The organism is Citrobacter meridianamericanus, from assembly GCF_041320245.1.
Taxonomy (GTDB): domain Bacteria; phylum Pseudomonadota; class Gammaproteobacteria; order Enterobacterales; family Enterobacteriaceae; genus Citrobacter; species Citrobacter meridianamericanus.
The window spans coordinates 2,256,406-2,271,619 of the sequence record NZ_CP101036.1 but is presented as its reverse complement, the minus strand read 5'-3'; the positions used below and the strand labels follow the sequence as shown (position 1 = coordinate 2,271,619).

Sequence of the window (15,214 nt, the reverse complement as noted above, 5' to 3'; positions counted from 1 at the left end):
CGACCAAAGTTACACCGGAATTTATAGCAAACCAAATAAGACACCCAATGGGCGCTATCAATGGTCCGGGGATTCTAACACCCAAAAATGAGGATCTCACATGGAATTCTTTAATGTGGTTAAAGCCACTCAGAAATCCGGAAAGCAAGATGCAGTGGTCTGGTTCACTGCAAAAACTGAGGCTCGCGCCAACCTAATGCTGGATGTCGCACTGGAAGATGCAGGCATCGAAACAGGTCGTGGCAAGGACTACGCCAAACCGATTCGCACTGATTTCCCGGTTGTTGATGACCTGCCAGAAGAAGGTGAGATTGATTTCACCTGGTGTGATCGTTACGAACTGGCCGAAGACCAGCGCACCTGGAATGTGAAATTGAAAGCTGATGATGCGGCACAGGAAGAAAACCACCAGACAGATAACAATGTCGTTGATGGTGAAGTCGGTACTGAAGAGCAATCTCAGCAGACAGAGCAACCGAACCTGATCGTTGTTGCCACCCTGCCATTCCGCCAGCGCGTACTGGCTCAGTTCATCGGTGATGGTGAATATCTCTATCACGTCGACGCCGGGCAGAAAAATGAGATTGTTCGCCTTGAGATGGACACTGATGACTCGTACGTCCAGAACCTGCTGCTGGCTGCTGAGAATGTGGAAGCATTCAAAAAAGCCATTGAGCACGATATTCATAAAGTCGTGAATGCCGTTAAGAAAGTCTTCCCTGTCGACGGTAAAAAACCGGAGCTGGCGACAGTTATCCAGTTCCTGACGGTGTGGTTCAAAACTGATTACATTGACCGCGGCATCCTGGCACGCGAATGGGCCGCCGGTAACCGTATCAACAACGTACAGCGTACTGATTCCGGCACCAATGCCGATGGTGGATATGTCACTGACCGTGGACCTGATGCACACCACACCCTTGACACTCTCGATTTAGAGATTGCCTGTGCCCTTCTGCCTATGGACTTCAACCACTTCGAGATCCCGGGCAGCATTCTTCGTCGCGCCAAAGAAATCGTGACCAAAAAAGAAGAACCGTGGAAATCATGGAGCAGCATTCTGCGCAATCAGCCTGGCGCTCTTGGCGTTAACCGCACGGCTATTTTTAACCTGGTACGTATCGCGCCGGAAAATATTCATCTAACCCCTGTCGCTCACCTGGAATTTGTTAACCAGACCATGACAGCTGAATTCAACTCTGCGGTTGAGTTATTGCCGTTGCATGAAGCTGAAGCAGCAACTCAGGAAATTCACCAACTTGAAAGTAAGGAGTCTCCGCGCAAACCCTTCTGCACTCACGAAGAGAACCTGCAACGCGTGCGTGAAGAAGGAGCACGCCGCCGCGCAGAGGAAGCTGCGGCACAACAGCAGAAAGTCGAACAAGAACTGGTTAAAAATGTCGGCAACGGAATATTCGACGTTACGGCTTTGCTGCAGAACTCAGCAACTCATGGCACGAAAAAGGCTACGGAGACCACCAGCAATGTGCAGGTTCAAGAAACTGTCAGTGATGAAAAACAGGCTGGTACTGAAGTGCAGTCAGGCGAAAGCAGTCTGGAAACTGGTGAAGAGTCACATACCGGCCAGCAAGCCGATGTGAAACAAAAACCGGAAAATGCGCATCAGAATGATGAATCTGTGCATCAAAACACCCAAAAAGTGAATCAAACCGAGCAAAAAGAACAATCTGATGAACTAGCTGTTGTGTACCCCGCTTACTTCGAGCCAGGTCGTTATGAAGGTCTGCCGAACGAGGTTTACCACGCCGCCAACGGTATCAGCTCCACGCAGGTGAAAGATGCCCGCGTTAGCCTGATGTACTTCAATGCGCGCCACGTAGAGAAAACCATTATCAAAGAACGTTCTCCTGTTCTGGATATGGGTAACCTGGTGCACGGCCTTGCGTTGCAGCCAGAGCAGCTCGATGAAGAGTTCAGCGTTGAACCGATGATCCCGGAAGGCGCGTTCACCACAACGGCAACAATCCGCGCGTTTATCGATGAGTACAACGCCAGCCTGCCAGCGCAATTGAGCGCCGACGATATCAAAGCGTTGCTGGAAGAATACAACACCACTCTGCCTGCTCAGGTGCCACTGGGTGGGTCCGTCGAGGAAACTGGCCAGAGCTACATGTCTCTGCCCGAAGAGTACCAGCGGATCGAAGCGGACCAGAAACAGACCGCAGCGGCGATGAAAGCCTGCATCAAGGAATACAACGCCACTCTGCCTGCTCAGGTGAAAACCAGCGGCAGCCGTGATGCGTTACTCGAGCAACTGGCAATCATCAATCCCGACCTGGTGGCGCAGGAAGCGCAGAAGCCGCGACCGCTGAAAGTGTCCGGTACCAAAGCTGATCTGATTCAGGCCGTGAAGTCTGTTAATCCAGACGCTGTCTTTGCCGACGAACTGCTGGATGCGTGGCGCGAGAATCCGCAAGGGAAAGTACTGGTCACCCGCCAGCAACTGAGCACCGCACTGGCCATTCAGAAAGCCCTGCTACAGCACCCAACTGCCGGGATGCTGCTCCAGCACCCAAGTCGCGCCGTTGAGGTCAGCTATTTTGGCTTTGACGATGAAACCGGTCTGGAAGTCCGCGTTCGTCCAGACCTTGAGATCGACCTGGACGGCGTGCGCATTGGTGCCGACCTGAAAACCATCAGCATGTGGAACGTTAAGCAGGAAGGCCTTCGCGCCAAACTGCACCGGGAAATCATCGACCGTGACTATCACCTGAGCGCCGCCATGTATTGCGAGACCGCAGCACTGGACCAGTTCTTCTGGATTTTCGTCAACAAAGACGAGAACTACCACTGGATCGCCATCATCGAGGCATCCGCCGAACTGCTGGAACTGGGCATGCTTGAGTACCGCAAATCGATGCGCGCTATCGCTACCGGCTTTGACACTGGCGAATGGCCAGCGCCGATCACCGCTGATTACACCGACGAACTGAACGACTTCGACCTGCGCCGCCTTGAAGCGCTGCGTACTCAGGCATAAGGGGAACGATGATGGAAAACATGAATATCGTAACTGCAGAGCAACAGGCTCCGAACACTATTTCCGCCAGCAACGCCATTTTTAATGTTCAAGCATTAACGCAGCTTCAGTCGGTGGCGGGCCTGATGGCACAGGCTGCCGTCACGGTTCCCGAGCATCTTCGCGGGAATCCTGCCGACTGCATGGCAATCATCATGCAGGCCATGCAATGGGGCATGAACCCTTACGCAGTGGCGCAGAAAACGCACCTGGTCAACGGTGTGCTGGGCTATGAAGCGCAGTTGGTAAACGCGGTGATCTCCAGCTCTAACGCCATCGTTGGCCGCTTTCACTATGAGTACGAAGGCGACTGGTCGAAATGCGCCAGCAGCCGCGAAGAGATCGTGAAGAAGCCTGCAAAAGGCGGTGGAACTTACGACAAGAAAGAAATGGTACGGGGCTGGAACAGCGCCGACGAGCAAGGCCTGTCGGTTCGTGTGGGTGCCGTCATTCGCGGCGAAAGTGAGATTACCTGGGGCGAACCGGTATTCCTCTCCAGCGTGATTACACGTAACTCTCCACTGTGGATTTCGAACCCGAAACAGCAGATCGCATATCTGGCCCTTAAATACTGGGCGCGACTGTACTGCCCTGCGGTCGTTCTCGGCGTTTATACCCCGGATGAAGTCGAGCAGCGCACAGAGAAGGAGATTAACCCGGCGCCGCAACGCGTTAGCCTGGCGGATATCTCAGGTGACACCGTCACAACCACGCAGAGCGCACAAGAATCATCGGTAAATATCGGCTCACTGGCCGATGATTTCCGCGAACGCATCGATGCTGCGCAGGATGTTGATAGCGCCAAAGCACTGCGCGCTGACATCGAAAGCGCGAAGGTCACGCTCGGTTCTGCCCTGTTCACCGAGCTGAAGAACAAGGCAGTTAAGCGCTATTACCTGGTTGATTCACGTAACAAGGTTGAAGCCGCGATCAACTCTCTACCGTCTCCGGATGAACCGGGCGCAGCAGAACTATTCGCCGAAGTTGAGCGCGTGCTGGCAACCAATAAGCGTCACATGGGCGACGAGCTGCACGATCGGTTCAGCATCACCCTGGCGGATATGAAACCGGAATACGTGGCCTAAGGGAGGCGGGAGGGTTCGCCCTCCCGGTAACGACATGACGAAAATTACGGAACGCCCAATGATTTTCAATGGTGAGATGGTTAGCGCCATTCTCGACGCCGGGAAGACGCAGACCCGGCGGCCAGTAAAGTTCCCGCATATTGATAGAGATGCAATGTGCGAACTGTCAGGAAATGAATTAGCCGGTGAACTATTAGCGGGGAATTATAGAAACAGTCCACACGGCAAACCAGGCGATCGAATTTGGGTGCGCGAGACATGGTGGCAGGCTGGACAGAGTTACGCCCGTTACCCTGATGATGATGAATACGGCTGGTATGGTTCACGACGGGTTCTCTTTGCGGCAGATGGTAATCCGCCAAACGAACCTAACGACCATTACCCAAACGGATTGGGTGGTGGAAAATTCTCTGCTGCCAAGCCAAATCATTTATGGCGTAAGCGCCCATCTATCCACATGCCGCGCTGGGCATCCCGCATCCTACTGGAGATCACCGATGTACGCGTGGAACGGTTGCAGGCCATTACCCTGGGAGATATCTGCAAAGAGATCGGCTGTGGTCTTTACGACTTCCGCCCCGCCACTTATGGCTTTCAGGTGTGGGAAGAACTGTGGGAATCCATCTACGGAGAAGGCAGCTGGCAGGCTAATCCGTGGGTGTGGGTTATTGAGTTTAAGCGTATCGAAGGAGATGACCATGCGACTGATTAACCGAGGCAATCAGCAATCCCCGTTAGCGCGTCAGGCTTGCGACATCGCACTGGCTACCCACCAGCAACGCTACGGCGACTACGGGCGCAGCAAGATGAAGGAGACATACACTGTGAGAGTTGAAGGTGTGAAGGTCTGGGTTGAGGTGGTTAACCGTAAGGCGAGCCACGTGGCCACGGCAATGACAGGTATGCGCAGATTGCGTGCGCTGCCTGGTCAGGTGAGTTGATAACGATATTTCATTAACAGTTTTCCGGCAGCTCTATAATAAGTTGCCGGAAGCCGGAGGTAGTATGGCCAAGCTTCTTAATCTGCTGGAATGGGCGAATTCAACTTATTCAACCCCGCCGTCTCTTTCAACACTTCGCCGATGGGCGCGGGAGGGACGTATATACCCTGCCCCGGAGCTTCACGGCAAAGAATATAAGGTTCAGCCAGATGCCATCTATGTGGATCCGAGCAAAAAGAACCTTCGTCCCAAAACAAAACGCTTAGCGCTGTCTACTGGCGGCACTCTACTGGAGAGACTGACTCATGGCGAAAAGGCCAGTTCGTTACGACGCTAACCTGCCCCGTAACCTGACCTATCGTAAAAGAGACAGGCTTTATAGCTGGCGAAACCCGATTACCGGTCAAGAGTTATCTCTTGGCCGGATCGACAGAAAGGACGCCATTTCTCAGGCCATCGAGGCCAACAACTACATCGACCAAAATTACCTTCCGTCAGCGCTGCTGGACCGCATAAAGGAAACACCAACATTTACGGTGAAAGCGTGGCTCGAGCGCTACGAAGTAATTCTTGAGCGAAGAGAATTGAAGCCCAACACGATGAAGGTCAGGCGCAACCAGATCGCCACTATCAGTGATGAATTCGGACGTATGCCGCTATCGGCGGTCAGCACAAAGGACGTATCTACTTTCCTGGAGAGTTACATACTCTGCGATAAGAAGAGCATGGCCTCCGGCCTGCGTTCGGTATTGTTGGATATTTTCAGGGAGGCGATCGTCGAGGGGCATATTGAAAGGAACCCGGCAGAGCCGACAAGAACGCCGACACCAAAAGTGAAGCGTGAGCGTCTTTTGCTCGAGCAGTTTGAGATAATAAGGGATGCCGCAACCGCTCATTCTGGATGGGCTGCAAATGCATGTGATCTGGCGCTGGTCACCGGGCAGAGAAGAGAGGACGTATCGTTGTTCAGATTCAGCGATATCAGGGATGGAAGGTTGTTTGTGACGCAGGAAAAGACAGGTCACAAATTGGCGTTGCCACTTGATTTGCGACTGGACTCTGCTGATTTGGTGCTGCAGGATATTATCGACCGTTGTCGTAAAAACAACCCGTCAGACTTCATGCTTTATTCTGCGGTAAGGCGTGGCGGCAGGAAGCCAGGTCCGTTAACCCCGGACGGAATCACCCAAGCATTTTCTGATATCAGGGATTCTACAGAGTTAAAGTTTGGCCCCAACCCTCCCCCGTTCCATGAGATCAGGAGCTTGGCGAGCAGACTCTATGAAAGAGAGCGCGGAGAGGATTTTGCACAGAGACTGCTGGGGCATAAAAATTTAACAATGACCAAAAAATACCTGGACGCACGCGGTGCAGAATATGTTATGGTTTAGACAGGATATGGAAATTTCGAGTAATTTTCGTGGGATTTCGTGAAAGCGCCGAAAAAACCCAATGAAAACAGATAGATAAAAAGAGACCGAATACGATTCCTGTATTCGGTCCAGGGAAATGGCTCTTGGGAGAGAGCCGTGCGCTAAAAGTTGGCATTAATGCAGGCTAAGTTACCCTGCTATTTAAGAATAGATGACAGCGCCAGGTTTTCCAGTCCGCGACTAAAGTGGCCGGAAAAAAAGGGCGATCGTCACGCATCCAAACGCTAAAACCGCAAGTTCTCCTGCGAGATCCTTGCGGTTTTTTATTGGAAATCAGAGCGCTACATCTGGCAATTAACAGAGCTTTTCTGCACGCTCCACAAACGGCGCCAGGCTCATTTTTTCACCCGGTTTCGCCGGGTCATCAATCTGGATAATCTCGATCGGCTTCGCCGTGGTTTTCCCGCTTTCTACTTGCTGTCTGGCGACATCATTCAACGGGTATTGCACCAGCGTACTGGGGTTGATGACATACAGTGCGTTTCCTGGACGGCAGGTCAGCATCACCTCTTCCCGATTAAACGCCCACTTATCTTTGCCAACCTCAAAACGGCTGACGGTAATGACCTGTGGCGCAGCCAGCGCGGCCCCAGAGCTTGCCAGTAGTAATAACGAGATAATGATTTTTTTCATGCGTTTCGCCAGTCCATCAATCAGAAAGGTTCGAGAGTGGCAAACAGGCTGACTATCGCCAGCACAACCGCCCCAATTCCCCATTCCAGCTTAGTCATCCAAATAAAATAGAGAGTCATACTGCGGTTATCCTGCCGCATGCGTGGTACCAAAACATACCGATTCGCCAGCGCAATCGCCACCATTAGCATCACCAGAGCACCTTTTAACAAAAGCAGTTGCCCGTAAGCCATGTGCCAGGGAATGGAAAAACCGACAATAAACAGCGCATTCATGATACCAGTAAGTAAAACACCGATAACGAAAAGATGCCCAAAGCGGGAAAAGCGCATCATGGTACTGATGGCCTGTTCCCGCCAGCGGCTATGCGCCATTCGCATACAGTAAAGTACAGGCAGCAAACCGCCGAACCAGGCGGCAGCGCATACCAGATGCAGGGCGTGGTTAACCTGCTGGAATGCCCCAACGATACCGCTGTGCAGCGTTGCATGTCCGACGCCAGCTAGCAAAATAAACTGCGCAATCGTCAACATTAACAGCAGTCGCGGCATGTTGCGCGGGACCATAATTGTTATCACCAACGTAACCAGCGCGAGGATAATTTGCCATAGCCATACGCCACCAAACTGCGTTTGCAGCACGGCACCCCAAACGTCAGTAGAGGCAACATCCCGCCAGCCTGATCCCATTAACCCCCCCTGGATCGCCAGCATCAGCGTCGCGCTGATGAAGCTCCACGCTGCGGCATGCTGTTGCAGACGCAAAAAACGACGCATCATTAAACGACGAACCGAAACGGGAGCCAGCCATGCGCCGTAAAGCGCACAGCCAAACACCAGCATCAGCGTGGTAAAATGGATAAAACGCAGTGCAACCCAGGTAAATGCCAGCATTGGTTATTTCACGCTAAAGGTATATTGCCCCTTTGTCTTATGACCATCCACGGAGACGACGTGCCAGTCGACCGTGTATTTCCCGGCCTCAAGCGTTTGAGCAAGCGGAACAATCAATTGCGTTTTATCCTGTTCACTGCGAGACGCCTTGCCCGTTTTGATCTGTTCTTTATTTGGGCCTGTCAGCGTTGCTCCGCTAAATCCGGGTTCCACGCCTTCAGAAAAATTCAGCGTCAACGCCTGAGGAGATGTCGTAACCTCAGCATTCGCAGCCGGGTTTTGTTTTGTCAGATGAGCATGCGCCAGGGCGGCGGGCGTTGCCAGCACGCTGGCGAGTACGATGAGAGCGTTGCGAAGCAGAGATGCAGATGAAGCCATTTCAACTATTCCTTTTTGTTATGTCTAATCTATAGAGAATAACCTTCTACAATGATCGAGTCGAGAATCATCATTTCGGTCTTGCCATTAATGCACACTCTTAGTAACTTTGCGCGCCGAAAGACAGAGAAAAGGAGAAGCCCATGAACATCAATCTGGCCAAACTTGAGCAGGCGGAGATGGATAAGGTCAATGTTGACCTGGCCGCTGCGGGTGTTGCGTTTAAGGAGCGATACAACATGCCCGTTGTTGCTGAAGTTGTTGAACGTGAACAGCCCGAACATTTACGCGGCTGGTTTCGCGAAAGGCTCATCGCGCACCGACTGGCATCCGTTTCCCTTTCCCGTTTACCTTACGAGCCTAAAGTTAAATAAAACTTATATTACGTTACGATTCCTTACATGATGGCTGCTACAGTATAAGTATATTCTTAATCTATACTTTAAGGATGATTGTAGACACTATGAAAAGGAAATCATTATGTCACACTGGAAAATCGCAGCAGCACAGTACGAACCTCTTCATACCTCAGTTACCGAGCATGTCGCACATCACCTGCAATTCATTCAGGCAGCCGCTCAATGCCAATGTGAATTGCTGGTATTCCCTTCCCTCTCCTTGTTAGGTTGTGTCGATGAACATGACGCGCTGCCTGCCCCACCCGATAAAGCGCTGTTAGAACCTCTCGCCCATGCCGCTGTGACTTATCGTATGACGATCATTGCAGGACTACCGGTGGAACATAACAACCGGTTCGTAAAAGGCATCGCGCTTTTCTCTCCCAGGATGACCTCGCCCTTAATGTTTCATCATAGTCACGGAGCCTGTATCGCCCGACAGCAAAATGCCATCAGCGTTGTGGATAGCCAGCCAGAAGGAAGCGATATCGACCCTGCTTACTCACTGTTCACCAGTTCTCAGTCCGTCAGTGAACCTGAGCTGCTCTCTTCTACATCTCGTCTACAGAGTTTCTCGCACAAGTTTGCCATTGCGGTATTAATGGCCAATGCGCGTGGCAGCAGCGCGTTATGGGATGAGCGCGGTCGATTGATTGTTCGCGCAGATAGCGGTTCTTTGCTCTTAACCGGTCAACGCACGCCACGGGGTTGGCAAGGTGATATCATTCCATTACGCTAGTCGTTTTGGGTCAGGAGCATGGTATGTTGCGCATAATAGATACAGAAACCTGTGGTCTGCAGGGAGGCATTGTTGAGATTGCTTCTGTCGACGTGGTTGACGGAAAAATAGTTAATCCAATGAGCCATCTGGTGCGTCCTGACCGCCCAATCAGCCCCCAGGCGATGGCAATCCATCGCATTACAGAAGCGATGGTGGCCGATAAACCGTGGATTGAAGATGTCATCCCGCAATATTACGGCAGCGAGTGGTACGTGGCGCACAATGCCAGCTTTGACCGCCGCGTATTACCCGACATGCCCGGAGAGTGGATTTGCACCATGAAACTCTCCCGGCGTTTGTGGCCAGGGATAAAATACAGCAACATGGCGCTGTATAAATCGCGCAAGCTGAGCGTCCAGACGCCAGCAGGCCTGCATCATCACCGCGCCCTGTACGATTGTTATATCACCGCCGCACTCCTGATCGACATTATGCAGACGTCAGGCTGGACAACAGAACAGATGGTGGATATTACCGGCCGCCCCGCATTACTGACCACTTTCACTTTTGGTAAGTACCGTGGAAAACCGGTGTCAGAAGTGGCTGAACGCGATCCAGGCTATCTGCGTTGGTTATTTAATAACCTCGACAGCATGAGCCCGGAGCTGCGCTTAACGCTGAAACACTATCTGGATAACGCCTGAGTTTAGGCTTATCCAGGCAGTGTTCCCTGCGCCAGCCCAATCAAAAAAGCGTATTCCAGGGCCACGCCTTCGTAAGATTTATAACGTCCGGATTTACCGCCGTGCCCGGAATCCATATCTGTGCAGAGTAACAGCAGATGGTCGTCCGTTTTCAGCTCACGCAGTTTTGCCACCCACTTTGCCGGTTCCCAGTATTGCACCTGAGAGTCGTGCAAGCCCGTCGTTACCAGCAGATGCGGATAAGCCTGCGCGGTAACATTGTCATACGGACTGTAGCTTTTCATGTAGGTGTAATACTCTTCCTCCTGCGGATTACCCCACTCTTCAAACTCACCGGTCGTCAATGGAATTGACTCATCCAGCATTGTGGTCAGCACATCGACAAATGGCACTTGTGCAATGACGCCATGAAACAGTTCGGGGCGCTCATTGATGGCGACACCCATTAACATTCCTCCGGCGCTTCCCCCCATGCCATAACATAGCGAAGGTGCGCCATAGCCCATTTTTAGCAGTGCATCGCAGACGTCGAGGTAATCATTGAAGGTATTCTTCTTCTGCAGAAACTTACCGTCTTCGTACCATTGTTGCCCTAACTCACCGCCGCCACGCACATGGGCAATGGCATACACAAAGCCGCGATCCAGTAGGCTCAAGCGACTGCTGCTGAAATCGGCGTCCATGCTGGCGCCATACGAGCCATAGCCATAAACCAGTAACGGATTTTTCCCTTTCAGGAAGTACTTTTGATGGTAAACCAGCGAAACCGGAACCTCTGTACCATCACGCACAGTGATCCATAGGTGTTCGCTGCGATAGTTCGCCGCATCAAATCCGGGGACCTCCGTCTGCTTGAGCACGCGACGTTCCCCGGTGTCCATATCCAGTTCAAACAGCGTGTCCGGGGTGGTCATGGAGGAATAGCCATAACGCAGGCGCGATGTCTCCGGCTCAGGGTTATAGGCAAGCCAGGTCACATAAGCCGGATCGTCAAAGGCGATACCGACCACTTCACGCGTTTTACGATTGATCTGGCGTAGGCTGGTTAAGCCCCGCTGGCGCTCTTCCACCACCAACCAGTCTGTGAACAGCGTAAAGCCCTCCAGCATAATATTGTCGCGCGGCGGGATCAGCGCCTCCCAGGCTTGTTCATCACGTACCCGGGTGCGATACAGGCCGAAATTTTTACCCTTGCGGTTGGAACGCAAATAAAACGTATGCTGATAGTGATCGAGGCTGTACTCGTGATCTTTACGCCGAGCTAAAAATACCAACGGTTCGGCATCCGCCAGCTCCGCGTCAAGCAGCAAAACCTCACTTGTGGTCGCGCTGGCGACATGAATAACGACATAGTGTAACGATGTGGTTTTATGCAGGCTGACATAAAACATGTCATCAGCCTCTTCATATACCAGCTCATCCAGGGATGATGGCGAGCCGACAGTATGCCGCCAGACCTGATACGGGAGCAGAGTGGTTGCATGTTTGCGCACATAATAGAAGGTCTGCGAGTCATTCGCCCAGATCAGGTCCGGTTCAACGTTTTCCAGAACTTCCGGATACCAGTTCCCGCTTTGCAGATTGCGAAACCGCACACCATATTGCCGACGAGAAAGATAATCTTCGGCCAGCGCCATGATGGTGTTATCCGGAGATATCGCCAGCCCGCCCAGCGTATAAAACTCACTGTGGGCCGCACGCTGATTACCATCCAACAGCGTGTCCCATTCATCCCACTCTTCACTCAAGGCAGACTGACGCTGATAAATGGCATATTCGCACCCCGGTTCATAAATATGGCGGTAGCGATAACCATTCTTCACATAGGGGGCGGAAGCGTCCTGAGGCGGGATTCGGTCGATAATCTCTTTCAGGACGCGATCCTGCAAGGCCTGCTGCGAGGCCATAATCTGGCGGCCATACGCATTTTCTTGTTGCAGATAATTCAGCACTTCTGGCTGCGAGCGGGTGTCATCTCGCAGCCAGTAATAATTATCAACGCGGGTGTCGCCATGCTGAGTCATGGCGTGGGGAATACGAGAAGCTGTTGGTAGCATGTCATTGTTCTTTTGCTTAATCATCCTATAAGGGTGGCAAAAGACAGCAATGATGCAAGCGAAACATGCACCTTAGCGGTAAGTATTTAACCCGGTAAAGCCTGTTTTTGTTCCTTGAGATCCTGTTCAATGCCCTCACGAACATCCTGCGGGATCTTCAACGCATCGCCCAGCGCATTCAGATAACTACGCTCCATAAAGTGGTCGATATCGATCGCCGCACAGCTCAGGAAGTAAATTTCCAGCGCTTCTTCTTCATTGCGGATACCTTGCGCCAGGCGCTGAGGATCTAACGGTTGTTCGATGGCGCGCTCAATCAAAACGCGGCCCTGCTCTTCCACGCCCGCTTCACGGAGCTGCTGCTCAATAGCGCTACGTTCTTTGGCATCAATATGGCCATCGCTTTTTGCCGCAAAAACCAGCGCCAGAATCAGACGTTCGGTTCGCTCATCCAGCGGAGAGCTTTGTGCACCAAACTGCGGCTCATCCTGATGCGCTGCGCGGACTTTATCCTTGTATTTGTTCCATAACACAGTCCCGGCAACCGCACCGCCCCCCACCAGAAGTGCGCTGGTGCCGTATTTACTCAGTAATTTACGTGAAGATTTGTTGGCAACCAGTAATCCAGCCAGACCGCCTAACGCGCCCGGAACCAGAAGTTTACTCAGCCCTTGCTCGCCAGAAGATGACGCGGAGGATCCTTTTTGCCCAAGAAGAGATTGTAGTTGATTCAGCCAGTTAGCCATTTTGCCCCTCAAGTACAGACGAATAATCATCAGAGCGTACCCGAGGGGATGTCAGGAAGTGTCCTGGTCATCAAAAGATGTGCAAATACCTCCGTTACTGCGGCTGATATTCCGCCGTTCCGGCTTTGCAATCGACTTTTACCTGATAGTGAATATCCGCGCTTTTACCGCGAACCGTCAGAGGAACAGACCATTTACCGTCTTTGCCCGTAATATCGGGTGTGTTGACCCAGGCGACAGGATCGGCTTGCCCGACGCGTTTTTGATCGTCAGCCCAGCGCGCGATGCGATTTTGTTGATAATCACGTTTCACGCTCGCCGCAATACCCTTAGCGTCCAGTCCCTCACACTTAGGGAACTGGACATTTTTACTTTCCATATTTGCCGCAAATACAGATGCGCTGGCAGACAGCAGCAGCAGGCTCAACAACGCTCTTTTTTTATACATTCTTTTCTCCTTAAACTCCCCTTCGTCCTTCAGATTGCTTGTAGCAATGAGAAATGACGTCAGGGATTGCACAATGATTCAGGGAAAAGCATGGTACAAAACGTCAGGAGCGCAAGTCGTTTCAGGCAGCCTGAGTATCATCTTCACCGTGCGCGTCGTTTTCGACCGCCTGTGGCGATGGCAATTTGCCATTTTTCAGAATGGTGCTTAGTACATCTTTTTGCTCAGCCAGCCACAGGGAAAGCGCTTCGCGCTGCTCGTCTTCAAGCGCTACCGGCGATTGCTCCAGCCATGTGTCGAGCAAATCCGCTGTATCAAGCATTTTGTCATACGCATCGGCTTCCTTTTTGCTGGTAAACGACATTTTTTCCTCACCTTCCCGAATGACTACGTATTTAACTTCAACCGCCATTTTTGCAGCCTCTTAAATTACCTGTATTTATGTACAGTATATTCTTTTTGCGCCTCGAAATCAACCTGGTAATAAAGACAGACGCAAACGTTTTCGTTTATAATGCGCCCAGATAAAACAGGGGATTAATTTATGACGTTATTAGGCACAGCGCTGCGTCCCGCAGCAACGCGAGTGATGTTATTAGGTTCGGGTGAACTAGGTAAAGAGGTGGCAATTGAATGTCAACGCCTGGGTGTGGAAGTCATTGCCGTGGATCGTTACCCCGACGCACCAGCCATGCACGTTGCCCACCGCTCGTACGTAATCAACATGCTGGACGGCGAAGCATTACGCCAACTCGTAGAGCGTGAAAAACCACATTATATCGTGCCGGAAATCGAGGCGATTGCTACGGATATGCTGGTCAAACTGGAACAGGAAGGCCAGCGTGTCGTGCCGTGCGCCAGGGCTACGCAACTGACCATGAACCGCGAAGGGATCCGTCGACTCGCCGCCGAAGAATTGTCTCTACCAACCTCTTCTTACCGCTTTGCTGACAGCGAGGCCCGCTTTCGCGAAGCCGTCACTGAAATCGGCTATCCCTGCATCGTGAAACCAGTAATGAGTTCATCTGGTAAAGGACAGAGTTTTATCCGTTCAGCCGATCAGCTCACTACAGCCTGGGATTATGCTCAACAGGGTGGCCGGGCTGGTGCCGGGCGCGTTATCGTCGAAGGCGTAGTGAATTTTGATTTTGAAATCACCCTGCTTACCGTCAGTGCCGTTGATGGCGTGCATTTCTGCGCGCCGGTTGGACATCGTCAGGAGGATGGCGATTATCGTGAATCCTGGCAGCCACAGCAAATGAGTGAACTGGCACTGGCACGCGCGCAGGAGATTGCCCGTAAGGTGGTGCTGGCGCTGGGCGGCTACGGACTGTTTGGGGTCGAACTGTTCGTCTGCGGTGATGAGGTAATTTTCAGCGAAGTTTCCCCTCGCCCTCACGATACGGGTATGGTGACCTTAATTTCGCAGGATCTGTCCGAGTTTGCCCTGCACGTTCGCGCATTCCTCGGTCTGCCCGTTGGCGCAATCCGCCAGTATGGACCTTCAGCTTCCGCCGTTATTCTGCCGCAGCTTACCAGTCAGAATGTGACATTTGATAACGTTCAGGCCGCCGTGGGCGCAGGTATGCAAGTTAGATTCTTCGGCAAACCGGAAATCGACGGTAGCCGTCGTCTGGGCGTGGTGCTGACTACCGCGCAGAATATTGAGGACGCGGTGATTCGGGCAAAAAATGCGGCCGCACAGGTGAAGGTAAAAGGATAAAAAAACGGGCCGAA

General features: G+C 52.1%; 17 protein-coding genes. 10 read left to right on the top strand and 7 right to left on the bottom strand.

Going from position 1 to position 15,214, the window contains the following annotated elements; translation table 11 throughout:
* Positions 1–100 precede the first annotated feature (100 nt).
* From NMD08_RS10830 to NMD08_RS10805, 6 genes are all read left to right on the top strand, one after another.
* Positions 101–3,001, top strand: a complete 2,901-nt coding sequence (locus tag NMD08_RS10830) for a RecE family exodeoxyribonuclease (RefSeq protein ID WP_370620130.1) — start codon at positions 101–103, stop codon at positions 2,999–3,001.
* An 11-nt stretch (positions 3,002–3,012) separates the two neighbouring features.
* The gene (locus NMD08_RS10825) at positions 3,013–4,125 is read left to right on the top strand and encodes a RecT family recombinase (protein ID WP_198579663.1); all 1,113 of its coding nucleotides are present in this window, start codon (positions 3,013–3,015) and stop codon (positions 4,123–4,125) included.
* A 34-nt stretch (positions 4,126–4,159) separates the two neighbouring features.
* Positions 4,160–4,837: a hypothetical protein gene (locus tag NMD08_RS10820; protein WP_370620129.1), complete on the top strand. Its 678-nt coding sequence runs from the start codon at positions 4,160–4,162 to the stop codon at positions 4,835–4,837.
* Positions 4,824–5,066: a DUF4060 family protein gene (locus NMD08_RS10815; protein ID WP_370620128.1), complete on the top strand. Its 243-nt coding sequence runs from the start codon at positions 4,824–4,826 to the stop codon at positions 5,064–5,066. The genes NMD08_RS10820 and NMD08_RS10815 overlap by 14 nt, the downstream gene beginning before the upstream one ends.
* Positions 5,067–5,130: 64 nt before the next feature.
* Positions 5,131–5,403 (top strand): excisionase, encoded by a 273-nt coding sequence (locus NMD08_RS10810; protein WP_137366844.1) that lies wholly within the window; start codon positions 5,131–5,133, stop codon positions 5,401–5,403.
* Positions 5,372–6,457 carry a tyrosine-type recombinase/integrase gene (locus NMD08_RS10805; protein WP_137366845.1) on the top strand — a complete coding sequence of 362 codons (1,086 nt, stop codon included), beginning with the start codon at positions 5,372–5,374 and terminating at the stop codon, positions 6,455–6,457. Before NMD08_RS10810 ends, NMD08_RS10805 begins: the two co-directional genes overlap by 32 nt.
* A 336-nt stretch (positions 6,458–6,793) precedes the next feature.
* Here the strand turns inward: NMD08_RS10805 and NMD08_RS10800 are convergent, their stop codons facing one another.
* From NMD08_RS10800 to yobA, 3 genes are read right to left on the bottom strand one after another with little or no spacing between them, the layout of a single operon-like run.
* On the bottom strand, positions 6,794–7,132 hold the full coding sequence (locus NMD08_RS10800; RefSeq protein ID WP_003833793.1) for a YebY family protein: 339 nt from the start codon (positions 7,130–7,132) through the stop codon (positions 6,794–6,796).
* Between the two features lie 20 nt (positions 7,133–7,152).
* Positions 7,153–8,025, bottom strand: a complete 873-nt coding sequence (gene copD / locus NMD08_RS10795) for a copper homeostasis membrane protein CopD (protein WP_370620127.1) — start codon at positions 8,023–8,025, stop codon at positions 7,153–7,155.
* 3 nt (positions 8,026–8,028) lie between these two features.
* The gene (gene yobA / locus NMD08_RS10790) at positions 8,029–8,403 is read right to left on the bottom strand and encodes a CopC domain-containing protein YobA (protein WP_151219475.1); all 375 of its coding nucleotides are present in this window, start codon (positions 8,401–8,403) and stop codon (positions 8,029–8,031) included.
* A 143-nt stretch (positions 8,404–8,546) separates the two neighbouring features.
* Between yobA and NMD08_RS10785 the strand changes: the two genes are divergently transcribed.
* From NMD08_RS10785 to exoX, 3 genes are all read left to right on the top strand, one after another.
* A complete protein-coding gene (locus tag NMD08_RS10785; protein WP_114682575.1) occupies positions 8,547–8,777 on the top strand; it encodes a DNA polymerase III subunit theta in 231 nt (76 codons plus the stop codon).
* A 106-nt stretch (positions 8,778–8,883) separates the two neighbouring features.
* Entirely contained in the window at positions 8,884–9,540 is a 657-nt protein-coding gene (locus NMD08_RS10780; RefSeq protein WP_151219476.1) for a nitrilase-related carbon-nitrogen hydrolase, read from the top strand.
* 23 nt (positions 9,541–9,563) lie between these two features.
* Positions 9,564–10,226, top strand: coding sequence for an exodeoxyribonuclease X (exoX, locus tag NMD08_RS10775; protein WP_151219477.1), 663 nt, complete (start codon positions 9,564–9,566; stop codon positions 10,224–10,226).
* 8 nt (positions 10,227–10,234) lie between these two features.
* On the opposite strand, the gene ptrB is transcribed toward exoX, so the two are convergent.
* The 4 genes from ptrB to yebG form a co-directional block, all read right to left on the bottom strand.
* Complete coding sequence (ptrB, locus tag NMD08_RS10770; RefSeq protein WP_187258831.1) at positions 10,235–12,283, bottom strand: oligopeptidase B; 2,049 nt, start codon at positions 12,281–12,283, stop codon at positions 10,235–10,237.
* Positions 12,284–12,369: 86 nt separating this feature from the next.
* Positions 12,370–13,029, bottom strand: a complete 660-nt coding sequence (locus NMD08_RS10765; protein ID WP_061068073.1) for a tellurite resistance TerB family protein — start codon at positions 13,027–13,029, stop codon at positions 12,370–12,372.
* A gap of 94 nt (positions 13,030–13,123) precedes the next feature.
* Positions 13,124–13,477 (bottom strand): protein YebF, encoded by a 354-nt coding sequence (gene yebF / locus NMD08_RS10760; protein ID WP_151219480.1) that lies wholly within the window; start codon positions 13,475–13,477, stop codon positions 13,124–13,126.
* 121 nt (positions 13,478–13,598) lie between these two features.
* The gene (yebG, locus tag NMD08_RS10755; RefSeq protein ID WP_151219481.1) at positions 13,599–13,889 is read right to left on the bottom strand and encodes a DNA damage-inducible protein YebG; all 291 of its coding nucleotides are present in this window, start codon (positions 13,887–13,889) and stop codon (positions 13,599–13,601) included.
* A gap of 132 nt (positions 13,890–14,021) precedes the next feature.
* On the opposite strand from yebG, the gene purT reads away from it, so the two are divergent.
* Positions 14,022–15,200, top strand: coding sequence for a formate-dependent phosphoribosylglycinamide formyltransferase (purT, locus tag NMD08_RS10750; protein WP_151219482.1), 1,179 nt, complete (start codon positions 14,022–14,024; stop codon positions 15,198–15,200).
* Positions 15,201–15,214: the final 14 nt, after the last annotated feature.